Origin of the sequence: Vibrio sp. SS-MA-C1-2, assembly GCF_021513135.1 — a bacterium.
GTDB lineage: Bacteria > Pseudomonadota > Gammaproteobacteria > Enterobacterales > Vibrionaceae.
Genome location: NZ_CP090981.1, coordinates 1,070,219 through 1,095,104 on the forward strand (window position 1 = coordinate 1,070,219; position 24,886 = coordinate 1,095,104).

Sequence of the window (24,886 nt, forward strand, 5' to 3'; positions counted from 1 at the left end):
TTATGATTATTTGTTGATCTTATTGATCCCATCAACAAGTTTATCATTTAAGTGCTTTAAAATTGCAGACACGGCATGATGCTCTGTTGGTTGTTCATTCTCACCAACTTCAAGAGGTTGCTTTGGGTGTAATCCCATTTGATCTTCTGCAATACTTAGCCAATCTGGGTGCCAATACAGTGAATTCTTACCATCAACAAGCCATGTATGTACGCCACTCACTTTTCCACGATAATCTAGATTTCCAGCTTTGTATTCCATTTTCATTCACCTTTTTGATAATATAACTCTATACAGAGTAGTCAAAAAAGCAGCGTATTGATATTGCATCGTTGTAATATTATTTTTCGATTATTTAAGTTAGATTAGCATCTTCTTTTTTTGACCTTACTTACGATGATAATTATTGGCTATAACGTGATAAAGTTTGTTAGCATAACGGCTATAAATAAGTGTCGACCTAAAATAATTGGCGTTGATCATTGGCGGTAAGCGAGTGAGGTTTCATGAGTATAGGTGCGCTATATGATTGGGATGAGTGAATATAATCAGCAACCTAACTGCTTTTAGCGTGAGGGTATTGTATCCCCTTTATTGGAATGAATATTATGCGAAACTTTGCACTGTTACAGGAGATGGGGATTCCCATTTGGCAGCTTCGTCGTCCTGAACTGTATCAAGACAGACAAGCAAGTGATGAGAGTGAAGGTATGCTTCCTGAGCATTGTCGAGTAGCTTTTATTGCAGAAAATAAACCAGAAGGACATCAAGCATGGTTGTTGGGACGGATTATTAAAAGTATGAAGTTACAACCGGAAGATGTCTTCTATGTTCCATTAGCAGGATTAAATCGACTTTCAGTTCAACAGATAGAGTGGTGTTGGTTTTGTGGTGTGGAGCCTATTGAACATCCATTTAGTGACTGTAAAGTGCTGAGATCTCCATCACTGCAACAGTTAAATGATAACCCTGCTGATAAAAAGCAACTATGGAAAAAGATCTGTTCTTATAATGACTAATTTAGAAAAGCTGACTGAGCAATACTTACCACAAGTAAAAGAAATTGAAAAACAAGCACATCTTGTCCCATGGTCTAATCGTCACTTAGACGATATCAATGGCAAGTTTCATTGTCACCGAGTGCTTGTGGTTGATGGCAACGTTGTGGGGTATTTCTATGCGCAATGTATTGTTGGTGAGGCAACATTATTGAATATTGCCGTAAAACCAAGCCAACAAGGTAACGGGTTTGGTCGTCAGCTCTTACAAGGCTACATTGAGACAGTTGAGAGCTTAAAGGCTGATTCGTCTTGGCTTGAAGTTCGCTCAAGTAATCTTGCAGCCTTTGCACTTTATGAAGCTGAGGGGTTTAATGAAGTGACTCGTCGTTATGACTATTATCCAACAGAAAATGGACATGAAGATGCGATTGTTATGTCGTATCTTCATTTTTAAGTCTATATGATGAGCAGTTTACTTAAGCGGTAATTACTACTTACTACCGCATTTTTGATTACTTACTATATTTGCAAGAGAACATAATGACGTGCGATTATAAATAGAACCATAAGTTTCTAAGTTTTTAGTTATGGTTGGTGCAACGACATCTAGTTCAGTATAAAAAACAATGTTCTGAATAAATTGGTAGGTGATTTTTGAGGGACGGATATAAAACGCTTCACTGTAGAAATTGCCTGCTAACTCAAAATTTGCTCTCAATTCTGCCATTTTCCCACTCAAAACTAAAGAGAGAAATGAGTTACGACTTTTCAGTGATCCATTAATATAAAAGTTGGCTCGCTTATTATCACCAGTGACTAAAGCTTGAAGGGCTATGGCTTCAATAATGGTCGGTTTGATGATCCCATCAACGTGCCCTGGATATCTTGTGACTAACATTTCACCTAGTTTAATCGTTTGAGCTTTAGTTTTATCGTCACTTCCTTCGGAGGTTAATGCATAAATATTATGGTAGAGATAATTTTGCGCCAGAATATAGTTGTTATTAGGATACTTTGCGGTCAATTTATCCAGAACCTCAATACGCTCCTTGAAAGGAATAAGCGAATTATCGCCATGATTGGAAAATAGACTAAACTCACTGATCCTAAGGAGATCAATAAGGGCTTTTTGATCATCGATAATCCCATAACTCATTAATGCTTTCTGTTTATCGGTGAGCTGAATATCCATTGCAATCAGTAAATCTTGAGAGGCGTTAATTATCGTCTCTTTGATATTACTTTCAGTCAATAAATAGTGGTGTGAATAAGAGATCCGTTGAGAAGCGTTATTAACATACTTTATATGTAAATATTGCTTATGATTCTTTTCAGATATATGTATATAAACACTTTTTCCCGGAATGTTATTACTATCAAAATTTAATCCACTTGGCGATATCTCTAAATCCGTAATCGAAACAATATCAGCAATTAATTTTTGAGTCACTCCGCCAGCAATCGCACCGTAAGAGAGCTCTTTATCTGAAGGTAGTGTGATAAACTCAATATCATTAACATCAACAATATGATCAAGTTTAGGATTGTAGTATTGATATCCTTGATAGCCAATGGTTGCTATCAATAAGAAAATAATAACATCAAATAAAAAACCATCAGACGAGTCGATGTCTTAATATTTAAATGAATAAGTTGATAAAAGAACGTTAATTCAGTTTTGATTAACCCAAGAAAACTGTCGTTATGCTGAATAGTTTTTTTTTGATGATGAGTATTTGTAGCAACATTCGTGGGGAGAATTGTATTATCGTCTTTTTTCTCATTTAAGTTTTGTGATTCGGTCGGCGATGAGAACTGATTCATCTCATCATCCTGCACGCTCTCACTTTTTTGGTTTAGAGGTGAATCAATTTTAGGCTCTTGCTGTGGTAATGGTAACTTTGTAATGTTGGCGTTGAGTTGATAGCCTCGTTTAGGAATCGTCGCAAGATATTTTTGTTGATCATCTCGTCCATCTCTAAGGATTTTTCTTAATTCAAATATAGATTGGGTGACAACCTGATCTGAAACAATAGCACCTTTCCAAATATGTTCAATAAGTTCATCACGAGAGATAACATGCCCATTGTTCTCCGCAAGGTAACAGAGTAAATCAATAATTCTTGGCTCTACCGAGATCTCTTTCCCTTCTCTTTCGAGCTTGTTTTCGTTAGCTTTTACAAGCCAATCATTGATCTGATAGCGATATTGATACTTGGGCATTACTTAAACCTTTCTTAATGAGATTTCTTATTATCTTATTTCAGTATGACTCAATGTTTTTAAAAAGCATTGCAGGCGCTGATATTTAATCAAAAAGATGGCAACTTAATCGTGATTTTAGTTTATTCGTCTTCGATAGTTATCGAGTTATTAACTTTGATAGTTGAGATTTAATGCAGCTGTTTGTAAAATGCCAGCCAATAACCGCCGTTTTGTACAGTTGCCTTGTATAATGTTGAGATAAAAATGGCCTGAGGGCGTCAATAGTTACTAAATAATAACTGTCGACACTGTTTATCTATACCTAAAATAATTGGAGTTGCTAGTAGGCGGCAAGTGAGTGAGGCCCTATGAGTATAGATGTACTATATGATTAGGGAGAGCGAGTGCAGCCAACAACCTAGCGACTTCAAGTGTGAAGGGTATATATTTATTAATTAGAAGATCCTGAATTATGACCAATAGTGTAATGACCACTGAAGTATCGAAACGTAGAACGTTTGCGATTATTTCTCACCCCGATGCAGGTAAAACGACAATTACAGAAAAAGTACTGTTATTCGGCAACGCCATTCAAACGGCGGGTACTGTTAAAGGTCGAGGATCTAAGCAGCATGCAAAGTCTGATTGGATGGAGATGGAAAAAGAGCGTGGTATCTCCGTAACAACTTCTGTGATGCAGTTTCCGTATAATGATTGTTTAGTTAATCTTTTGGATACCCCCGGACACGAAGATTTCTCAGAAGATACCTATCGTACACTAACCGCAGTTGATTCATGTCTTATGGTGATTGATGCAGCCAAAGGTGTCGAAGATCGTACTCGAAAATTGATGGAAGTCACTCGTCTTCGTGATACGCCAATCGTCACTTTTATGAATAAGTGTGACCGTGATACTCGTGATCCAATGGAACTGCTTGATGAAGTTGAAAGCGAGCTAAATATGGCTTGTGCGCCAGTTTCATGGCCGATTGGTTGTGGTAAAGAGTTCAAAGGGGTTTACCATATCCACCGTGATGAGACGATCCTTTATCAAACAGGTCAAGGCCACACGATTCAAGAGAAGCAGATCATCAAAGGATTAGACAATCCAGATCTTAATCAAGCGATTGGTGATGAATTAGCTGAATCTGTTCGTGAAGAATTAGAATTAGTTTTAGGGGCTGCGCATGAGTTTGATCGTGAGCTATTCCTTGAAGGTGAATTAACCCCTGTATTCTTTGGTACGGCACTGGGTAACTTTGGTGTAGACCACATGCTTGATGGCTTAACGGAGTGGGCGCCAACACCAATGCCTCGTCAAGCAAATGAGCGTGAAGTTGTTGCCACTGAAGAGAAATTCTCTGGCTTTGTTTTTAAGATTCAAGCGAATATGGATCCTAAGCACCGAGATCGTATCGCGTTTATGCGTATTGTGTCGGGTACTTATAATCAAGGTATGAAGATGAACCATGTGAGAACGGGCAAAAATGTCAGTATCTCGGATGCAGTAACCTTTATGGCAGGGGATCGTGCGCGAGCTGAACAAGCCTATGCAGGGGATATCATTGGTTTACATAATCACGGTACGATTCAGATTGGTGATACCTTTACTCAAGGCGAAAAATTGAAGTTTAGTGGTATCCCTAACTTTGCACCTGAACTATTCCGTCGTATCCGCCTACGCGATCCTCTAAAGCAGAAGCAGCTATTAAAAGGCTTGGTTCAGCTATCAGAAGAAGGTGCGGTACAGGTGTTCCGTCCACTGCAGAATAATGATCTGATTGTGGGTGCTGTTGGTGTTCTTCAGTTTGATGTCGTTGTTGCACGATTAAAAGCCGAATATAACGTTGAAGCATTGTATGAGTCAGTCAATGTCGCGACTGCTCGTTGGGTTGAGTGTGATGATGTGAAGAAGTTTGAAGATTTCAAACGTAAATGTCAGTCAAACTTAGCATTAGATGGCGGTGATAACTTAACTTATATCGCACCAACAATGGTTAATTTAAACCTTGCTCATGAGCGTTTTCCTGAAGTTAATTTCCGTAGTACACGTGAACATTAATTAGTGGATATTGTGCCGGTAAATTTACCGATTCTCTTCTATTGAATTCAATATTGCTATTGCTTCAAAAAAGATGAGATATACCTTCATACTTGAAGTTGCTAGGTTGTTGGCTACGCTCGTTCGCCCCAGTCATATAGTACAGCTATACTCATGGGGCCTCACTTGCTTGCCGCCTACTAGCAACTCCAATTACTTTGGGTATATACTTTCTAAAGCTACTTTAATTCATTTTTATTCAATGAATTAGGGTGGCTTTTTGTTTATCATTTAAATGCGTTTTTTGATCGCTACTGTGATTATAATAAGGATGCTGTATGTTTGAATATAAAGTCGAAAGTGAATATACCTTTTTTGATACCCACTGCCATCTTGATTTTCCTCCTTTTTGTGATGATCTCCAACAAACTCTAGCGCGAGCAAGAGCGGGGGGAGTTAAGTTTATCATGGTGCCTAGTATTGGTGCCAAAAATTGGCATTCAGTCATACAGTTAGCTGATCTAAATATAGGTATTTATTGTGCACTTGGTTTTCATCCTTATTATATTGACCAGCATCGTGTAGAACAAAAGACTGAATTTGAGAGCCTAATAGCAAGCCTGGTAAACAATGAATATCGTTCTAGTTGTGTTGCCATCGGGGAAAGTGGTCTAGATTTTTCTCTTCCTCAAGAAACACATGATCAGCAAGTAGAGTGGTTAATTTATCAAATAGAGATCGCCAACCGATACCAATTACCCTTGATTTGCCACTCGAGAAAGAGCCACCACCAATTAATTCAATTATTACGTCGTCATCCTGTTACGCGAGGGGGCGTTATTCATGGCTTTTCTGGCAGTTTACAACAAGCTGAACAGTTTATTGAGTTAGGTTTTTATATTGGTGTTGGTGGAACCATTACTTATCCAAGAGCTAAAAAAACCATTTCGACAATAAAAAATCTCCCTTTAACTGCTTTATTACTGGAAAGTGACGCCCCTGATATGCCCGTTAATGGTTTTCAAGGCGAAGCGAATCGAAGTGAAAGGGTTGTAATGACATTTAAGGCTTTGCTATCGATTCGTGATGAAGAGGATAATCAAGTTGCATATTTATTGTTCGAAAATGGTAGGAGGTTGTTTAATCTTTGAGAATTAAGTTCCCCTTATCTTTTCTTTAAAATAGCAAAGTGAGATGCGCATCACAATTTGGTGGTATTGATACGGTAAAAGGATATATAAACGTGAAGTTATACTCACTATATCCCGATGTTGAGGCGTATAATAGCTACTGACTTTTTATCTAATTTAGATTTTACTTAATTTATAACTAAGGATGCTATAAATCATGAGCGTGCTAATGAGTTTAATCGGAATGGTGGTATTGCTATTTATTGCTTACCTACTTTCTGAAAACCGCAAAGCGATTAACGTTAGAACTGTTATCGGTGCTTTTATTATTCAGTTCTGTTTAGGGGCTTTCGTTCTTTATGTTCCATGGGGTAAGGACTTGCTTGCTGGTTTCTCAGCAGGTGTTCAAAGTGTAATTGATTACGGTAAAGACGGGATTGGATTCCTATTTGGTAGCCTAGTTAACTTCTCTGTTGAAGGCGTTGGTTTCATTTTTGCTTTCCAAGTTTTACCAACAGTAATCTTCTTCTCATCTCTTATTGCTGTACTTTACTATGTTGGCATCATGCAGTGGGTTATCAAAATCCTTGGTGGTGGTCTTCAGAAAGTATTAGGTACTTCACGTTCAGAGTCACTATCTGCTGCGGCAAACATCTTTGTTGGCCAAACAGAAGCGCCTTTAGTTGTTCGTCCGTTTATCGCACGTATGACTAAATCAGAACTATTTGCTGTAATGTGTGGTGGTCTAGCCTCTGTTGCTGGTGGTGTTCTTGCAGGTTATGCTGCAATGGGTGTTCCACTAGAATACTTAGTTGCTGCATCATTCATGGCTGCACCGGGTGGTCTACTGTTTGCTAAAATTATTATTCCTGAAACAGATAAGCCAGTTGAAGAGCTAGAGTCTGATATCGATGGTGGCGACGATAAGCCAGCTAACGTTATCGATGCTGCTGCTGGTGGTGCTGCAATGGGTCTACAATTAGCATTAAATATTGGTGCAATGCTTCTTGCATTCATCGGTTTAATCGCACTAATTAACGGTATGCTTGGCGGTATCGGTGGTTGGTTCGGAATGCCACATATCACGCTTGAGTTACTGCTTGGTTATGTGTTTGCTCCTTTAGCATGGGTTATTGGTGTTCCATGGAACGAAGCGGTTCTTGCTGGTTCATTCATCGGTCAGAAAACTATCGTTAATGAATTTGTTGCTTACTTAGATTTCGTTAAGTACGTTGGTGATAATGCACAAGTTGTTGCTGCAACGGGTGTTGAGATGACTGAGAAGACTAAAGCTATCGTATCATTTGCTCTATGTGGTTTTGCTAACCTTTCTTCTATCGCGATTCTTCTTGGTGGTTTAGGTAGCATTGCGCCAAATCGTCGTAGTGATATCGCTAAGATGGGTATGAAAGCTGTTGCTGCAGGTACACTATCTAACTTAATGGCTGCAACAATTGCAGGTCTATTTATCTCTCTAGGTTAATCGCTAGATAATAGGCGATAGTTGAGCAAGTTTCTTTCTTAACTGTTTCTATAAAAGGCATAATGAGTTTTCTCATTATGCCTTTTTTATTGTCTAACAAATTGCATTTAACATTAAGCTTCTGTTTTTTAACATTTATGTTTGTTTTTATTGTAATTTGAACGTTTGCTTAAATACTCTGTTTTTCCGTAGGGAAACAATGATGTCTATTTGTTTCTTTTCTCATTTGTTATAATTACTGTTAATGATAGATAAGATAAAATACTAATCAAATTGAATATATTTAGACTATGATAATGTTAGGGCTAAATGACCATCATTGATGACATGAGTTATTACATCAAGGTCTGCCCATTCGTTAAGAGATAAAACCTATTTAATTTGAAAGTAACATTAAAAATTATACTGGAGATAATGATGAGTGAATTAAAAGCAGCAGCATTACGAGCGTTAAAATTAATGGATTTAACAACTTTAAATGACAATGATACTGATGAAATTGTTATTGAACTTTGTCGAAATGCTAAAACTGCTGTTGGTAACACAGCTGCGATTTGTATCTATCCACGTTTTATTCCAGTAGCGAAAAAAGCACTTCGTGAACAAGGTACACCTGATGTTCGCATTGCAACGGTAACTAACTTCCCTCATGGTAATGATGATATCGATATCGCTGTTGCTGAAACTAAAGCGGCGATTGCTTACGGTGCTGATGAAGTTGATGTGGTATTCCCATACCGTACGTTGATTGCGGGTGATGAAACCTGTGGCTTTGAGCTTGTTAAGCAGTGTAAAGCAGCGTGTGACGGTAAACTATTAAAAGTGATTATCGAAACGGGCGAGCTGAAAGATGAAGCATTAATTAAACGCGCTTCTGAGCTATCAATTGAAGCTGGTGCTGATTTTATTAAGACATCAACAGGTAAAGTGCCGGTTAATGCAACGCCTGAGTCTGCTGAAATCATGCTTAATGTGATTAAAGATATGGGCGTAGCTAAAACAGTTGGTTTTAAACCTGCTGGTGGCGTTCGTACAGCTGATGATGCTAAAGCTTACCTTGATATGGCTGACCGCATTTTAGGTGCTGATTGGGCTGATAATATGCATTATCGTTTCGGTGCATCTAGCTTATTAGCAAACCTTCTTCACACTCTAGGTGAGGGTGATAAAGCTGCGGAAGGCGGCTACTAATCAACCTACTCTAAGTTATACCTAAAATAATTGAAGTTGCTAGCAGATGAGCGATTGTAGCCAATAATCTAGCAACCTCAAGTATCAAGAGTATAGAGCTAGAAGCTGACTTTTAGCTCTCTTTCCTTATGGCGATACATTACAGACAATGTAAAATAAATAATTAAGACGTCATAACTATTCTTTTACTTAATGTAGAGAAAATTGATATGTTCCTACCTCAAGAAATTATTCGAAAAAAACGTGATGCGGAAGTATTAACGGCAGAAGAGATCAACTTCTTCATCCAAGGTATCACGACCAATACTGTCTCTGAAGGTCAAATTGCTGCATTTGCGATGGCAATCTATTTCAATGATATGACAATGGATGAGCGTGTTGCTTTGACATGTGCAATGCGAGACTCTGGGATGGTCATTAATTGGGAACATATGAATTTTGATGGGCCTATTGTCGACAAGCACTCAACAGGTGGTGTCGGTGATGTGACTTCTTTAATGTTAGGTCCGATGGTTGCTGCTTGTGGTGGTTTTGTTCCTATGATCTCTGGTCGTGGTTTAGGACATACTGGTGGAACATTAGATAAATTAGAGTCTATTCCTGGTTATGACATTACACCAACCAATGAGGTTTTTGGTCAGGTGACTAAAGATGCTGGTGTCGCCATTATTGGTCAAACAGGAGATCTTGCACCTGCAGATAAACGTGTTTATGCAACGCGTGATGTGACGGCAACGGTTGATAACATCTCATTAATTACAGCCTCTATTTTATCTAAAAAATTGGCAGCGGGCTTAGGCTCTTTGGTGATGGATGTTAAAGTCGGTTCTGGTGCATTTATGCCAACGTATGAGCTTTCTGAAGATCTAGCAAAGTCAATTGTTGCGGTAGCCAATGGCGCCGGTACTAAAACAACGGCACTGTTAACGGATATGAACCAAGTTCTTGCTTCTACGGCAGGTAATGCATTAGAAGTGCGTGAAGCAGTCAGGTTCTTAACTGGTGAATATCGAAATCCACGTCTTTATGAAGTCACAATGGCATTATGTGCTGAAATGCTAGTCCTGTCAGGTTTAGCGACTGATACCGCTCATGGGCGTCAACGCTTACAAGACGTATTAGATAATGGTAAAGCAGCAGAATGTTTTGGTAAAATGGTTGCAGGCTTAAATGGTCCAACTGATTTTGTTGAGAATTATGATAATTACCTTGAGAATGCAGAGATTGTAAAACCTGTATTTGCAACAGAAACTGGCTTTGTTAATACCATGGATACTCGAGATCTTGGAATGGCAGTTGTCGGTATGGGTGGCGGTCGCCGTGTTGCCTCTGATACAATAGATTATGCAGTCGGTTTAAGTGATATGATTCGCTTAGGTGACCAGGTTGATAATCAGCAACCATTAGCTGTTATTCATGCAAGAAATGAAGAGCAGTGGGAGCAAGCAGCACAAGCTGTTCGTGATGCGGTGACAATTGCGGAGTCAAAACCAGAAGCGACTCCAGAAGTTTATCGTCAAGTTCGACCTGAAGATATCTAATTTAAGAGGCAATAAAATGAAACGTGCATTTATTTTAGTTTTAGATTCATTTGGTATTGGTGCAACAGAAGATGCAGTCAAGTTTGGTGATGTTGGTTCTGATACATTAGGACATATTGCTGAATATTGTGCAGAAGGTAAAGCCAATAATGCTGATCGAAATGGCCCTTTAACATTACCCAACCTTTCTCGTTTAGGGCTAGGTAAAGCAGCGGAAGAATCGACAGGTTCATTCCCGATTGGTCTTGATAACGATGCTGAAATCATTGGTGCTTATGGTCATGCTAAAGAGTTATCTTCAGGTAAAGATACTCCGTCTGGACATTGGGAAATGGCCGGTGTTCCGGTTCTGTTTGATTGGGGTTACTTTACGGATCTTGAAAATAGCTTTCCTCAAGAACTGCTAGATCGTATCGTTAAACGTGCTAATTTGCCGGGATATTTAGGTAACTGTCACGCATCAGGAACACAAGTTTTGGATGATTTAGGTGAAGAGCATATGGCAACAGGTAAGCCAATCTTTTACACCTCAGCAGATTCTGTTTTCCAAATTGCTTGTCATGAAGAGACGTATGGCTTAGATAACCTAATGACGCTTTGCCACATTGTTCGTGAAGAGCTAGAAGATTACAACATTGGTCGAGTTATCGCTCGTCCATTTACAGGACCTAAGAGCGGTGAGTTTGCTCGTACCGGTAATCGTCGTGACCTTTCTGTCGAGCCGCCAGCTGTAACGGTGTTACAGAAGCTAGTTGACGAAAAAGCAGGTGAAGTGATCTCAATTGGTAAGATTGCTGATATTTATGCGAACTGTGGTATCACTCAAAAAGTGAAAGCGACGGGTATTGCTGATCTTTTTGATGCAACCAAAGAGCAGATTGAAGCAGCAGGCGATAACAGTATCGTATTTACTAATTTTGTCGATTTTGATTCTGCTTATGGCCATCGTCGTAACGTTGCGGGGTATGCCGCGGCATTGGAATATTTTGACGGTCGTCTACCAGAAATTTTAGCAATGATGAAAGAAGATGATGTGTTAATTCTTGCTGCTGACCACGGTTGTGATCCAACTTGGCCGGGTACAGACCACACAAGAGAGCATATCCCTGTACTTGTTTATGGCCATAAAGTGGCTGCTGGCTCATTAGGACGCCGTGAAACATTTGCAGATATTGGTCAAAGCTTAGCAGAATACTTTGGCACAACAGACATGGCTTATGGTAAGTCATTCTTATAAAAAATTTAGTGGTTAGTTGTTTGAACTGGCCACTTTTATTGTTGAATCAACATAAAGGAAAGAAAAATGGCAACTGCACATATTAATGCTGAGATGGGTGATTTTGCTGACGTAGTACTAATGCCGGGTGACCCGCTACGTGCTAAATATATTGCTGATAACTTCTTAGAGAATGTGGTAGAAGTTTGTAATGTTCGTAGCATGTTAGGTTTTACGGGTACGTATAAAGGCCGTAAAATTTCTGTAATGGGACATGGTATGGGTATTCCTTCATGTTCAATCTATGCAACAGAGTTAATTAAAGACTTTGGTGTGAAGAAACTTATCCGTGTAGGTAGCTGTGGCGCAGTACGTGATGATGTTAAATTACGTGATGTTGTTATCGGTGTTGGTGCTTCAACTGACTCTAAAGTAAACCGTATGCGTTTTGGTGGTCACGATTTCGCAGCACTTGCTGACTTTGATATGACTAAAAACGCAGTTGATGCTGCAAAAGCACTGAACGTTGATGTTCGTGTGGGCAACATCTTCTCTGCTGACCTATTTTACAACCCAGATTTTGAATTCTTCAAAACGATGGATAAGTACGGCATCTTAGGTGTTGAGATGGAAGCGGCAGGTATCTACGGTGTTGCTGCTGAGTTTGGCGCTAAAGCTTTAACTATCTGTACGGTTTCTGACCACATTTTACGTGGTGAAGCAACCTCTTCTGACGAGCGTCAAACTACATTTAATGAAATGATGGTGATTGCGCTTGAGTCTGTATTACTTGGCGATGCTGAATAATTAATGACCATTTCTTTATCAATCTGACGTTGTCATTCTGCTTCAGTTGATAAAAAAGTAAAAGGGCTTTATCGTCATAACGTTGAGTTATTGCGATAAAGCCCTTTTTTATGCTTTTAATTTAGTGAATTGACCAGTATTGACTCATCACATATCGTTAGTCATTAACACTGCTATTTTGAAAGCTGCAATGGAATGGTTAGATTTCTGTTTCTACGAATAAATATTCGAGAAATTGAAAAACCTAAAATCAGTGCAATGATGATCATTACTTGAGTCGATTGGCTATTCTTTTCAAGCTGAGCTTCTGTTTGGCTGACAACTAAATGATGATTTAAAGTTAGTCGAATAAAACCAATTAACTCACCGTCACTGATCACATCTTTAGCGAGTTGCTGCCGTCCATAACCTTCAACACCAAGAGGCGTAGCAAGGCCAAGTAGAGAGTCGAGTGGACGTGCTGAATGTGATTGAGCCAAAATAACACCGGTGGAATCATAAATTGTGGCATCCAATAATAACTCACTCGACGCCAATTGCTCTGTTAACTGACCTAACTGTTTCTGTTTCTTTTCTCGAATAAGATCACTGGCAGAGAGGCTTGCTTGATTTAAGACCAAAGCTGCCATTTTATCAGTTTGTTGATTTAACTCTTGTTGATTGGCTTTGGTTATCTGAATTGATAACTGCATCATTACCGCCACTAACCCGACTATAATCAATAGTGATATCAATCGAAATATATTTTTCCAGCGCATTTGAGAGAATCGCATTGCTACTCCTTAATCATCATTTCCTTTGATCTTATGGCTAGGTTGTCTATTATGGTTTGAAAGATAAGATCTATTGCCAATCTCTTTATTATATACATAAAAGAGACCTAAAGTAATTGGAGTTGCCGTCAACCTAATGGCTGCACTTTGATATGATACGATGAATTGGCAATAGTCGTGATGGCTAACAAGGATTGTTATGAAGAACAAAGTGCTAGAGATTATTCAGACACCAGAAGATATTCATTTATTAAAAGAGCTGAGTTATACGGATGATCCCCAACAAATAAATGATAGTTTCTGGTTAGTTTATGGTAAGGGGCTCTCCTATAGTGACTTGGCTCGCTTAATTTCTCAATCTGATTCTATTGATTGTCTAAATATTTGGCACGCTGGCGAGTTTAGAGTTGTTGCGCTTTCAGGTCAGCCGACGGAAAACGTATTGAAAGCGTTAACCGAAAAGTCGATTGAATACTCAAACTATTCAATGTTACCAAATCTGAATCAACCGGGAATTGCTCTTTTTGATATGGATTCAACAACTATCCAGATTGAGTGTATTGATCAGATCGCAGAGTTAGCTGGTGTTGGCGAGCAAGTGATTGAGATTACAGAACGAGCAATGCAAGGTGAATTAGACTTTGAACAGAGTTTAAGGCAACGTGTGGCACTGTTAGCGGGGAGTGATCAACAGATTTTATCCGAAGTTCGAGATAATCTTCCCTTAATGCCGGGTGCAGAATCGCTTTTTGCAACACTCCAACATTACGGTTGGATAACAGCCATTGCGTCGGGTGGTTTTACCTATTTTTCAGACTATTTAAAAGACCAATTAAAGCTCTTTTCTGCTCAATCGAATGAACTTGAGATCATTGATGGCAAGTTAACAGGAAAAGTGATCGGAAAGGTTGTCGATAGCCAAACAAAGAGTGATATTTTGTTGCAACTCGCGGAACAATTAAATATTGAAATGTGTAATACCATTGCGGTGGGAGATGGCGCCAATGATCTGCCGATGATGTCAACTGCGGGGGGGAATTGCCTACCACGCGAAACCTAAAGTGGAATTAGAAGCTGATATTGCGGTTAAGTTTACCGATCTCACGGCAATTTTAGCTATTTTATCGGCATCTATTATGATGAAGCCACTGAAGTAATAAAACTATTAATGTAATAAAGCTATTAATGTAATAAAGCTATAAATGTAATAAAGCCATTAATGCAATAAAACTATTGGTTTAATAAAGCTGTCTGGCTTACCAAAAACAAAGAAAAAAGCACGCAGAAATAATAAAAGAAGAGAGTAGGAAATTCAAATGGCAAAAGCTCCAAAAATGGCATACGTCTGTAATGATTGCGGAATGGATTTTCCTCGTTGGCAAGGTCAATGTCGCTGTGGTGCATGGAATACCTTAGTTGAGGTAAAACTGTCAGCAACTAAAAGTAACAGCCGAACGGCAACTCGTAGCGCTGCGTCAGCTGGCTATGCAGGGGTATCGGGTGGCGGTTCTAAGAAACTTAGTGAAGTTGAGTCAATCGAAGCAGAAAAGCGCTTAACGGGGATTGGAGAATTAGACCGTGTTCTCAGTGGTGGTTTAACGACAGGGTCAGTCAACATCATCTCTGGCGATCCTGGGGCGGGTAAAACAACACTACTTTCTGACTTGGTGGCTCGTCTCTCACAAGAAATGGCATCGCTCTACTGTACTGCTGAAGAGTCCCTTTCTCAGTTTAAAAATCGCGTCAATCGCCTTAAACTAAATTATAACGAAGAGAATCTTTATCTACTTTCAGAAACCAGTGTTGAAGCGATCATTGAAGAACTTGAGGCGAAAAAGATAAAGTTTGCAGTGATTGACTCAATTCAAGCGGTTGTGACAGAAAATGCTAACGGTAGTCCTGGTTCCCCTTCTCAAGTGAAAAGTGCAGCGCAAGCTTTGACTCAATACTGTAAACAGAATAATGTCACTATGTTTATTATCGCTCATGTCAATAAAAACAATGAGATAGCTGGGCCACAAACCTTAGTTCATATTGTCGACTCACTGCTTCATATTGATACTAATGATGGACAAGTCAGAACCTTAAGATCGAACAAAAACCGTTTTGGTGACGTAGATACAGTGGGGATCTTTAGAATGAGCGAGCGGGGAATGCTCAGTGTTGATAATCCAAGTGAGATCTTTCTTTCTGGTTCTACGACGGAATCTTCAGGTTCTGCGATTACTTGTATCCGTAAAGGGAATCGCAATATCTTATTAGAAATTCAGTGTCTAACAACTGATACAGAGTCAGAATTTCCCCAACGAGTCTGCGTCGGTTTAAATATGAACCGAATTAAAATGCTGACGGGGATCTTGCGTAAACATACTAAAACCAAGATCTTTCACGATACCTTTTTTAATATTGTCGGTGGTTTAAAGATTGATGAGTCAGAAACGTGTATTGATTTAGCGTTGGTGACAGCACTATTAAGCAGCCTAAATGAATTCGTTGTGCCACGAACAACCTGCATTATGGGAGAGTTGAGTCTAAATGGTGATGTTCGACCGATTGATAGTGGGGTGCCTCGTGTAAAAGAAGCCGCACAACATGGTTTCACTGAAATATTTATTCCATTTCGTAATTACCATAAATCGATGGAAGGTCTAGGTGCAAAAATCACTCCAGTAAAAACCATCCATGAGTTGATTGAATTGATTAATTAATTCGGGTTATATACATGACATTTGAAACAGCGAGCTAATGAACAATGATAAAAGAACGCTCTTTTTTTAACTTTTCATCCCAATAAGCAGTAATTTTTAACTTATGCACTACAATATTTGCTGGCTTCCATAAACACAAAATTAACACATAACAGTAAATGTTGATTGATTTATCAACTATGAAATATTTCTGTTTTTTTTTAGTTGTGAGTGTGGATAATCATATCATTTTTAATTTATACCCGACTTGTTTGAAGTTGCTAGATTGTTTCTGCGTTTGCTCGCCTCATTCACTTGTCGCTGATTAGCAACTGCAATGACTTTAGGTATAGTTATGAATTTAAATTTTTAGCTTAGTCATGCGTTAGAAGGTAATTTGTTTTTATGTACAGAATTTCAATTTCATCCACGAAGGGCAGTAAAGGAGCGGTTATCTCCACCAAACAAATAAAGTTAGTGGTGGGCGCTATCTGTACTTTGTTCGTTGGTGTCATTGGTTTTTCTAGTTACTCATATATGAACAATCAAGATCTTCAGTCTCGATATAAGAAATTGGTCAATAATTACGATCATCTAGAAAATAATTACTTAAGAACGGTAGATGAGTTATCTGAATCTCAAAGCACTTATCAACAATTAGCGAATACTTATGCTGATGAACAAGCTGTTATTGAGAAATTAGCTGAACGAATTGGTGATGTTGAAGGCGTACTTGATTTCGAGAATGCAAATATTGCTGAAAATTTAACGATTGATGAATCAGGTAATAATTTCGATAATTTAGATGAACGAATCAGTTATTTAGAGTCTTCTGCAACATTAAATGAGATGTTTTTATCGTTAATTCCAAGTGCCAGAGCATTGCCTAAAGGGAGTGTTGTGACTTCCGGTTATGGTAAGCGAGAGCACCCTGTATTGGGCGAAGAAAAATTCCATAAGGGACTCGATTATCGCTGTAAGGTCGGAGATGAAGTGAAAGCGGTAGCTGATGGTGTGGTGACAACGGTAAATTATCAGCGCGGTGGTTATGGACGTACGGTAAAATTAGGTCATAGTTTTGGTTTTACTTCGGTTTATGCTCATTTAAATAAAGCATTGGTTAAACGCGGACAATTTATTAAGAAAGGGGATGTTATTGCTCAGTGTGGCAATACAGGGCGCTCTACTGCTTCCCATCTTCATTTAGAATTTCGTTGGAATAACCGTGCAATTGACCCTGTACCTTATATCTTAGTTGAAGATAAAGGGGTTAAATCGGTACTGGATTCAAAACTGGCGTTTGATTGGAATGGCATGTTGAATTCATTAACTGACTATACCGAGTTAAATGGCTTCTTAGTAAAAAATGCAACTGAGTTTGACACTGTGACGAAGTAATACGTTTTCTGTTTTCTTTTCTTTCATCCGTTTCGACTTGAACTAAACATAAAAAAGCAGTGGTGATGAGTCACCTGCCACTGCTTTTTTTATATTTTATACTCTTTTTAATCGACGTTACTAGGATGTTGGCTACGTTCTAGCGACTCCAATTATTTTAACTTAAGCTTTCAGGCTTAAAATAAGAGCAAAAAATACTACTTCTTAATACGCTTATATTTGATACGGTGAGGTTCAGCAGCTTGTGCGCCGTGAGTTTTCTTCAACCATTCAATATATTCAGAATAGTTACCTTCGTAGAAGCTCACTTCACCTTCATCGCGGTAATCGATAATGTGAGTAGCAATGCGGTCAAGGAACCAACGGTCATGCGAAATAACCATGACACAACCAGGAAACTCAAGTAGCGCTTCTTCGAGTGCTCGTAGCGTTTCGACATCAAGGTCATTAGTCGGTTCATCGAGTAACAAGACGTTACCGCCCGCTTTTAGCAGTTTCGCTAAATGGACACGATTACGCTCACCACCAGAAAGATCGCCAATACGCTTCTGTTGATCTGAGCCTTTGAAGTTAAAGCGAGAGACATAAGCTCGCGCCGGAATTTCAAAGTTATTGATACGTAGAATATCTTGACCTTCAGAGATCTCATCAAAGACAGTTTTGCTGTCATCCATGCTATCGCGGAACTGCTCAACAGAAGCAAGCTGTACAGTTTCACCTAATACAATAGAACCTGAGTCAGGTTGTTCAGTACCAGAAAGCATGTTGAAAAGCGTCGATTTACCTGCACCGTTGGCACCGATAATACCGACAATGGCACCCTTTGGCATACTAAATGATAGATCATCGATCAAGACACGATCATTAAATGATTTAGTTAGATTATTGACTTCAATAACCTTATCGCCTAGACGTGGGCCAGGTGGAATAAACAGTTCATTGGTCTCATTACGACGTTGGTAGTCAGAGGTATTTAACTCCTCAAAACGTGCCATACGTGCTTTGCTTTTCGCTTGACGACCTTTAGGGTTTGAGCGAACCCACTCAAGTTCTTTCTCGATGGTTTTTTGATGCGCTCGCTCTTGAGAAGATTCCTGCTTTAAACGTTCATCTTTCTGTTCAAGCCAAGAGCTATAGTTTCCTTCCCATGGAATACCTTCACCACGGTCAAGCTCAAGGATCCAACCCGCAGCGTTATCTAGGAAATAACGGTCATGGGTGATCGCCACAACCGTGCCGTTATATTCACATAAGAAGTGTTCAAGCCAAGCAACAGATTCTGCATCTAAGTGGTTGGTTGGTTCATCAAGAAGTAACATATCTGGATGATCAAGCAGTAGACGACAGATCGCCACACGACGACGTTCACCACCAGAAAGTACTTTAATTTTAGTCTCCCACTCAGGAAGACGAAGTGCATCTGCGGCACGCTCTAGCGCATTCTCTAAATTATGACCATCTTTCACTTCAATCAGCGCTTCAAGTTCACCTTGCTTTTTAGCTAATTCATCAAAGTCAGCATCAGGTTCAGCATACGCTGCATAAACTTGATCTAATGCCGTTAATGCATCTTTTACATCCGCAACCGCTTCTTCAACAATTTCACGAACCGTTTTTTCTTCATCTAGTACTGGTTCTTGAGGAAGGTAACCGATCTTAAGGTTAGATTGTGGACGAGCCACACCTTCAAATTCAGAGTCGATACCCGCCATTATGCGAAGTAAGGTTGATTTACCTGAACCATTTAAGCCTAAAACACCGATTTTGGCGCCAGGAAAGAAACTAAGGGAGATATCTTTAATAATTTGTCGTTTAGGTGGCACGATTTTGCTCACCCGAGACATTGTATAAACGTATTCAGCCATCGCTAATTTAATCTCATATCAGGAACGAATTGGTTATTTTACCTCTATTAGTTAAAAGTTTAACAGTATTAATTAAAAATCGTGAGTATTATGAAAGAGGCATCAAGTTTTTCTATTTGTTGTTTTCTATTTACTTATGACTCAAGGATGTATTAGTGAGACATTACCGAACATTGATAAAAGCATTGTTGACGAGCGCGATTATTCTTTCTCCTAGTGCGACTTCAAGCATCAATAAAAATCAGCATTATCGTGATCTTTATCATCAAGCCATTGAGTCTATCTCTGCGGGTGATTATCAAACCTATCAAACTCAATTAACGCGCTTACAAAGTTACCCATTAACCCCGTATTTGGAATACCGAGAGCTTTTAACTCGTTTAGGTAGTGTTGATCGCCCAGAGGTTGAAGCTTTTATCGAAAAGCATCGGACAATGCCTTTTATTAATTCATTGCGTCAAAGTTATCTTGCTCAATTAGTGCGGGAAGATAAATGGAGTGAGTTCCTCGCTTTTCAACCGAAGGAACCGACAAGTGGCTGGCTTAAGTGTCGTTATTATCAAGCCAAAGCCGAAACAGGGGCATTCGATCAAGCGTGGCAAGGCGCGGAAAAACTGTGGTTAACGGGAAAGTCGACGAATAAAACCTGCAATCAGTTATTCGATCTCTGGAGCAAAGCCGGTGAGCGAGATGATGATATTATCCTTGAGCGTATGCTATTAGTCTTTAATGAGGGAAACAGTAGCCGCTTAAAATATCTCTCTAAAATGTTATCTCAACAGCAAAAGGAGCAAGGTGATCAGACTAAAAGGTTATTTACCAATCCAAGCTTAGTGGGGGAGTTTGCGAGCGATAATCAAGTGACGCCTTTCACTCAAGAATTAACACTCACTGCGTTTAAGCGCCTTTCTCGTCAAAAGCCTCAAGTTGCGGTTGATCTGTTTGATCAAGTTGCTACGAAACAACAACTCACTAGTAAGCAAAAACAATATATTAATGATTACCTAGCTCGCCAATTAATAAGGGCTGAGGAGCCTGAATTAATTGCGTGGCGTGATCAGGCGATTACAAAAACGTCGTCCCTACCTTTAATTGAGCAGCGTATTCGGTTGGCGATTGAACAAGGTGAGCTTTTAGAGGCGAAAACATGGATTAATAAACTACCAGAAAAAGAGCAAAGTTCACTCCGTTGGACATTTTGGCAAGCAAAAGCAGCAGAAACAAATAATGATATAAAAACGGCAACCATACTTTATCAATCGATGTTGGGTGAGCGAAATTTTTATAGTGCGATGGCGGCATTTATTTTAAATAAGCCTATTGAATATCCAATCCAGCTGGCACCGTTAATTAATAAAAAAAGCCGTATTTTATTAAATCCAGATAAAGTTAATGCACTGGCTCGTGTTGATGAACTGCTTGATGCAAATAAAATTTTGGCAGCAAAAAGAGAGTGGGAATATTTATTAACGTTAAGTACATCAGAGGAGATGGTTGAGTTAGCTGCTTATGCTGCGGAACAAAAATGGTCCCACTTTACAGTACAAGCAACGATTCGTGGAAAAATGTGGGATTATATGGATCTTCGTTTCCCTCTTGGTTACCACTGGTTATTTGATTTTTTTGCGAAAGAGAACCAACTTTCTCCACCTATGCTTATGGCATTAGCGCGTCAAGAGAGTGCGTTATATAGCCATGCACAATCTTATGTTGGAGCTCGAGGCTTAATGCAGTTGATGCCAGCAACGGCAAAAGAGACCGCTAAAAAACTCAAACACCCTTATAAAGGACCATTAAGCCTAAGGGACCCAACAGAAAATATTCGTTTAGGGAGTGCCTATATTAAAGAGATGCTCGGTCGTTATGATGATAATCGTATTTTGGCTTTTGCCTCTTATAATGCTGGGCCAGGACGAGTAAGTCGTTGGTTAAAACGTACCGATAGCCAAGTGGATATTTATAGTTTTATCGAGTCAATTCCTTATAAAGAGACGCGAGGTTATGTACAAAATGTGCTGATGTTTGAACTTTATTACAGTCGCCGACTTGGTTTAGATCATCAATTTCTCTCTAACTCCGAGTTAAAACGACGCTATTAATTGAAATATTGAAGTAAATAAGGACTTAATCATCTTCTTCTTCTGTGAAGTAGCGATAAATTACTTTAAGATAACAGAGTTAATCGGTAATAAAAGGAGTGAATTAGCATGTCAACTGAACCAACATATAAAGAATGGGAACAGATATCGACACTGTTAAAAACAGCAATTGCAGAAGAGAAGGAGGATCTCTTTCTTAAAGTTTTGATGACTCAAGATGAGCGCTCAGCTTTAATCACTCGGATTAATATCATTAATGAGTTATTAAGAGGTGAATTAAGCCAACGTCAAATTAGCCAGATGCTTGGTGTTGGTGTTGCGACGATTACTCGTGGTTCAAATGAGTTAAAACAGCAATCTGATCAATCTAAAGCGTGGTTATCTCAACTGTTAGATGAGAGTAAATAACGGCCAGATTAATGCTCCCTTATTCATTGGAAAAAGCTTATGCCTAATAAATGAATGAATGAAGGGAGTGTAAATTAGAATAGTTCCGGATGAATAAATGGCACTAAAGCCAAAATAAGTGCTTGATGATAAACGGCACTGCGACTTAGAACGCCATCGGTCAACAATCCCATCGCACCACCTTTCTGTTTGATGTTTTTTTGCTGAAACATAATATCCATTACGTCACCAAGTTCTAATCCGCCATGAACCATATCAATGGCCTTAGGGGGCAAAGGTAAAGACGCTGAACGAGATTGACTGCGTTTTTTTGTTGCAGATTCAATTACCATCCAAGCAAATGTGGTCTGATTATCTATACCGCCTTCTAAACCAACATAAAAGTCAGCATTTGGCTTCGCTAAAATGGCATTATCTACTCGGTTATTGGCACCTAATAACGTCTCTTCATTATTCATGGGCTGATCAGGTACGCCACTATTCACACTCACACCTTCGATATTGAGCTCAATATCTGGAAATACCTGTTTGAAAGCCGCTTCAACAGCTGAAAATTTTGCGGGATTAAGGGATGAGACGACAATATTAAACATAAAAATGATGACTCTAAAGGTTAATAAAGGAGAATCCCTTTATACAATATGGTGTTAATTATGACTAGGTATTTCACTATTACCTTATTTCCAAAATATTGGAAGTAAATGTTGACTATTTATGACTCACATATATAATTCCATCAACTTAGAAATTAAGAATTTTACTTGAGAGCCAGTTATGAGTCCTGAATTTATCGAAATGGCTAAAAATGCAGCCAATATGTTTGCATTCTTAGCAACTGAATTAATTATCCTATTCTTGGGTATTAGTTATTTAGTGGGTATCCTACAAGAATTTATTACCCCAGAAAAAGTGCAATCAATTTTAAGCTCAAGAAAAGGCAAAGGCTATATCATTGCTGCCCTTCTTGGTGCGATTACCCCTTTTTGCTCATGTTCAACCATTCCATTCTTAAAAGGGTTATTACGTGCAAGAGCGGGTTTTGGCCCAATGATGGTCTTCTTGTTCTCAAGTCCACTACTTAACCCAATTATTATCGGTCTATTTGTGGTGACATTTGGCTGGAAAGTTGCGGTATTTTACTTTGCTATCGCCCTGATTGTGTCAGTAACTGCAGGCTATGTGCTAGAAAAATTAGGTTTTGAGCGTTATGTACGCAAAGAGGCTTATGATTCTTCAATTGCTGAGCCAAGCTGTTGTGATAGCACGCCAGCTAAAAAAGCAGAACCTGTCGCTGAAACAAGCTGTTGCGCACCAAGCAAGCCAGAGCCAGTAGCGGCAACGAGCTGTTGTGCACCAAGTAAGCCAGAGCCAGTAGCAGCAACAAGCTGTTGTGGAACCAGTGAACCAGCCCCTGTTGAAACCAGTTGTTGTGGCGATACTCCAGCAGCGGCTTCAGAAGCAAAACCTGTTGGTCGTTGGTTACGCATTTGGCAAGGTACTTGGAGTGACTTTAAACAGGTACTTCCTTATTTGTTAATTGGTATCTTACTAGGTTCATTTATTTATGGCTTTATTCCAACTGATTTGATTGCTAAATATGCTGGTGAAGGTAATTGGTATGCAATTCCAGTGGCAGCGATTATCGGTATCCCACTTTATATTCGTGCTGAAGCAGTGATTCCATTAAGTGCAGCTTTAGTGCAAAAAGGGATGGCATTAGGTTCAGTTATGGCGTTGATTATTGGTAGTGCCGGAGCAAGTTTGACGGAAGTTATCTTGCTGAAGTCTATCTTTAAAAACCAGATGATAGCAGCATTCTTATTTGTCATTATTTCTATGGCAATTGGTGCAGGTTACCTTTACACGTTCATCTTTGGATAAAAATAATTTATTTCAATTATTCAGGGTATAACTAGTTAATTAATCAGTGAGTTATTTGCAATGCTAATAATAGCCATGGTCTCAATTGAAAGTGAATTATCACTTTTAGTTCGAGAGTATGGCTATTTTTTTATATTTTAGAGATAAGTCGACTAATCTAAATAGAAAGGACAATATAGTAAGACTTCTTTAAGTAAAGTAATGTAGTATGCGTGGCAAAGTAAGATCAACATACCTTGGTACTTGTAGCTGCTTCATGCTGAACCTGTTCAACTCTCAGTTTCGGTCGTTCCAAGTCATTTGTGTATAGAAGACGAAAACCATTGGAATGGTTGATTATCTATTTAGTGTCCGTGAAAAATAGGCAGATAAATATAGATTTATCGTCATTGTGAGACATAGAGCTTTAGGCTTTATGATTAGGGAATCACTCCATCTTTCTTGATTTTTATTGTCATTTGACAAACTCCTTTTTATACACAGTTTAAGGTCGAATTAATGGATATTTTATCTGCTGCCGTTACACTTTTCTTGATTATGGATCCAATGGGTAATTTACCTATTTTTTCCTCTGTTCTAAGGCATCTACCCAAAAAACGTCGCCGTATTGTATTGATACGAGAGCTGTTGATTGCATTAGTGATCATGCTTGTATTTCTATATGGAGGCGAAGCAATATTATCTTTCTTAGGCCTCCAACAGGAAGCGATACTTCTATCTGGTGCCATTATACTGTTTATCATTTCGCTAAAAATGATTTTCCCTTCTGGTGACTCTGAGGGAGGTGGTTTTGGTGGTGCGGCAGGTGAAGAACCATTAATTGTGCCATTAGCAATGCCTATGCTTGCTGGCCCATCTATTATTGCAACCCTTATTTTATTTGCTCACCAAGATACGACTAGAATGGGGGATTGGACGATTGCCGTTGTTCTAGCTTGGGGAGCTTCAGCTGTCATTCTTTCTCTAGGTGAGTTCTTTGAAAAGCTTGTCGGGGAAAAAGGTTTAACGGCTTTAGAACGTTTAATGGGAATGGTGCTACTTATGATCTCTATTCAAATGTTCCTGAATGCGATTGAGAGTTATATTAAATATCTTGCGTTATAGGTGAACTCTTTTGCTTATTGTTTTTGAATATCGATAACGAAAGTAATTGGAGTGGC

At 39.0% G+C, this 24,886-nt stretch carries 21 protein-coding genes and 1 pseudogene; 16 read left to right on the plus strand and 6 right to left on the minus strand.

The genetic code is table 11. The annotated features are described in order from the left end of the window. Nucleotides 1-6 precede the first annotated feature (6 nt). Nucleotides 7-261, minus strand: coding sequence for a hypothetical protein (locus tag L0B53_RS09505; RefSeq protein WP_235061823.1), 255 nt, complete (start codon nucleotides 259-261; stop codon nucleotides 7-9). A gap of 347 nt (nucleotides 262-608) precedes the next feature. Here L0B53_RS09505 and L0B53_RS09510 point away from each other — a divergent pair, with 347 nt between their 5' ends. Both L0B53_RS09510 and rimI read left to right on the plus strand, forming a co-directional pair. Beyond that, the gene (locus L0B53_RS09510; RefSeq protein ID WP_235061824.1) at nucleotides 609-1,019 is read left to right on the plus strand and encodes a DNA polymerase III subunit psi; all 411 of its coding nucleotides are present in this window, start codon (nucleotides 609-611) and stop codon (nucleotides 1,017-1,019) included. Beyond that, nucleotides 1,012-1,455, plus strand: a complete 444-nt coding sequence (gene rimI / locus L0B53_RS09515; RefSeq protein WP_235061825.1) for a ribosomal protein S18-alanine N-acetyltransferase — start codon at nucleotides 1,012-1,014, stop codon at nucleotides 1,453-1,455. The genes L0B53_RS09510 and rimI overlap by 8 nt, the downstream gene beginning before the upstream one ends. A 36-nt stretch (nucleotides 1,456-1,491) precedes the next feature. Here rimI and L0B53_RS09520 read toward each other — a convergent pair whose 3' ends face one another. Beyond that, the gene (locus L0B53_RS09520) at nucleotides 1,492-2,586 is read right to left on the minus strand and encodes a hypothetical protein (RefSeq protein WP_235061826.1); all 1,095 of its coding nucleotides are present in this window, start codon (nucleotides 2,584-2,586) and stop codon (nucleotides 1,492-1,494) included. A gap of 311 nt (nucleotides 2,587-2,897) precedes the next feature. Beyond that, nucleotides 2,898-3,224, minus strand: a pseudogene (locus tag L0B53_RS19505) (winged helix-turn-helix domain-containing protein); the annotation flags it as partial. A 454-nt stretch (nucleotides 3,225-3,678) separates the two neighbouring features. Here L0B53_RS19505 and prfC point away from each other — a divergent pair. The 7 genes from prfC to deoD all read left to right on the plus strand — a co-directional run bounded on the left by prfC (nucleotide 3,679) and on the right by deoD (nucleotide 12,615). Beyond that, nucleotides 3,679-5,268 (plus strand): peptide chain release factor 3, encoded by a 1,590-nt coding sequence (gene prfC, locus L0B53_RS09530; protein WP_235061828.1) that lies wholly within the window; start codon nucleotides 3,679-3,681, stop codon nucleotides 5,266-5,268. Nucleotides 5,269-5,585: 317 nt separating this feature from the next. Continuing rightward, nucleotides 5,586-6,398, plus strand: a complete 813-nt coding sequence (locus tag L0B53_RS09535) for a TatD family hydrolase (RefSeq protein WP_235061829.1) — start codon at nucleotides 5,586-5,588, stop codon at nucleotides 6,396-6,398. Between the two features lie 196 nt (nucleotides 6,399-6,594). Further along, a complete protein-coding gene (locus tag L0B53_RS09540; protein WP_235061830.1) occupies nucleotides 6,595-7,860 on the plus strand; it encodes a NupC/NupG family nucleoside CNT transporter in 1,266 nt (421 codons plus the stop codon). 417 nt (nucleotides 7,861-8,277) lie between these two features. After that, complete coding sequence (deoC, locus tag L0B53_RS09545; RefSeq protein WP_235062220.1) at nucleotides 8,278-9,051, plus strand: deoxyribose-phosphate aldolase; 774 nt, start codon at nucleotides 8,278-8,280, stop codon at nucleotides 9,049-9,051. 209 nt (nucleotides 9,052-9,260) lie between these two features. Further along, nucleotides 9,261-10,592, plus strand: a complete 1,332-nt coding sequence (deoA, locus tag L0B53_RS09550) for a thymidine phosphorylase (RefSeq protein WP_235061831.1) — start codon at nucleotides 9,261-9,263, stop codon at nucleotides 10,590-10,592. Between the two features lie 16 nt (nucleotides 10,593-10,608). Continuing rightward, nucleotides 10,609-11,829 (plus strand): phosphopentomutase, encoded by a 1,221-nt coding sequence (locus tag L0B53_RS09555; protein ID WP_235061832.1) that lies wholly within the window; start codon nucleotides 10,609-10,611, stop codon nucleotides 11,827-11,829. Nucleotides 11,830-11,895: 66 nt separating this feature from the next. After that, entirely contained in the window at nucleotides 11,896-12,615 is a 720-nt protein-coding gene (gene deoD, locus L0B53_RS09560; protein ID WP_235061833.1) for a purine-nucleoside phosphorylase, read from the plus strand. A gap of 173 nt (nucleotides 12,616-12,788) precedes the next feature. Here the strand turns inward: deoD and L0B53_RS09565 are convergent, their stop codons facing one another. Beyond that, nucleotides 12,789-13,388: an AhpA/YtjB family protein gene (locus tag L0B53_RS09565; RefSeq protein WP_235061834.1), complete on the minus strand. Its 600-nt coding sequence runs from the start codon at nucleotides 13,386-13,388 to the stop codon at nucleotides 12,789-12,791. Between the two features lie 199 nt (nucleotides 13,389-13,587). Between L0B53_RS09565 and serB the strand changes: the two genes are divergently transcribed. The 3 genes from serB (at nucleotide 13,588) to L0B53_RS09580 (ending at nucleotide 17,473) form a co-directional block, all read left to right on the plus strand. Beyond that, a complete protein-coding gene (gene serB, locus L0B53_RS09570) occupies nucleotides 13,588-14,448 on the plus strand; it encodes a phosphoserine phosphatase SerB (RefSeq protein WP_409202825.1) in 861 nt (286 codons plus the stop codon). Between the two features lie 256 nt (nucleotides 14,449-14,704). Beyond that, complete coding sequence (gene radA, locus L0B53_RS09575; protein WP_235061835.1) at nucleotides 14,705-16,096, plus strand: DNA repair protein RadA; 1,392 nt, start codon at nucleotides 14,705-14,707, stop codon at nucleotides 16,094-16,096. Between the two features lie 384 nt (nucleotides 16,097-16,480). Continuing rightward, the gene (locus L0B53_RS09580) at nucleotides 16,481-17,473 is read left to right on the plus strand and encodes a M23 family metallopeptidase (RefSeq protein ID WP_235061836.1); all 993 of its coding nucleotides are present in this window, start codon (nucleotides 16,481-16,483) and stop codon (nucleotides 17,471-17,473) included. A 197-nt stretch (nucleotides 17,474-17,670) separates the two neighbouring features. On the opposite strand, the gene ettA is transcribed toward L0B53_RS09580, so the two are convergent. Continuing rightward, a complete protein-coding gene (ettA, locus tag L0B53_RS09585; protein WP_235061837.1) occupies nucleotides 17,671-19,338 on the minus strand; it encodes an energy-dependent translational throttle protein EttA in 1,668 nt (555 codons plus the stop codon). Nucleotides 19,339-19,493: 155 nt separating this feature from the next. On the opposite strand from ettA, the gene L0B53_RS09590 reads away from it, so the two are divergent. Both L0B53_RS09590 and trpR read left to right on the plus strand, forming a co-directional pair. Further along, the gene (locus L0B53_RS09590) at nucleotides 19,494-21,437 is read left to right on the plus strand and encodes a transglycosylase SLT domain-containing protein (RefSeq protein ID WP_235061838.1); all 1,944 of its coding nucleotides are present in this window, start codon (nucleotides 19,494-19,496) and stop codon (nucleotides 21,435-21,437) included. A gap of 108 nt (nucleotides 21,438-21,545) precedes the next feature. Continuing rightward, nucleotides 21,546-21,845, plus strand: a complete 300-nt coding sequence (trpR, locus tag L0B53_RS09595) for a trp operon repressor (RefSeq protein ID WP_235061839.1) — start codon at nucleotides 21,546-21,548, stop codon at nucleotides 21,843-21,845. A 74-nt stretch (nucleotides 21,846-21,919) separates the two neighbouring features. Here trpR and yjjX read toward each other — a convergent pair whose 3' ends face one another. Continuing rightward, nucleotides 21,920-22,438 carry an inosine/xanthosine triphosphatase gene (yjjX, locus tag L0B53_RS09600; RefSeq protein WP_235061840.1) on the minus strand — a complete coding sequence of 173 codons (519 nt, stop codon included), beginning with the start codon at nucleotides 22,436-22,438 and terminating at the stop codon, nucleotides 21,920-21,922. A 181-nt stretch (nucleotides 22,439-22,619) separates the two neighbouring features. Here yjjX and L0B53_RS09605 point away from each other — a divergent pair, with 181 nt between their 5' ends. Both L0B53_RS09605 and L0B53_RS09610 read left to right on the plus strand, forming a co-directional pair. After that, a complete protein-coding gene (locus tag L0B53_RS09605) occupies nucleotides 22,620-23,726 on the plus strand; it encodes a permease (RefSeq protein WP_235061841.1) in 1,107 nt (368 codons plus the stop codon). 498 nt (nucleotides 23,727-24,224) lie between these two features. Continuing rightward, nucleotides 24,225-24,830 carry a YhgN family NAAT transporter gene (locus tag L0B53_RS09610; RefSeq protein ID WP_235061842.1) on the plus strand — a complete coding sequence of 202 codons (606 nt, stop codon included), beginning with the start codon at nucleotides 24,225-24,227 and terminating at the stop codon, nucleotides 24,828-24,830. Nucleotides 24,831-24,886: the final 56 nt, after the last annotated feature.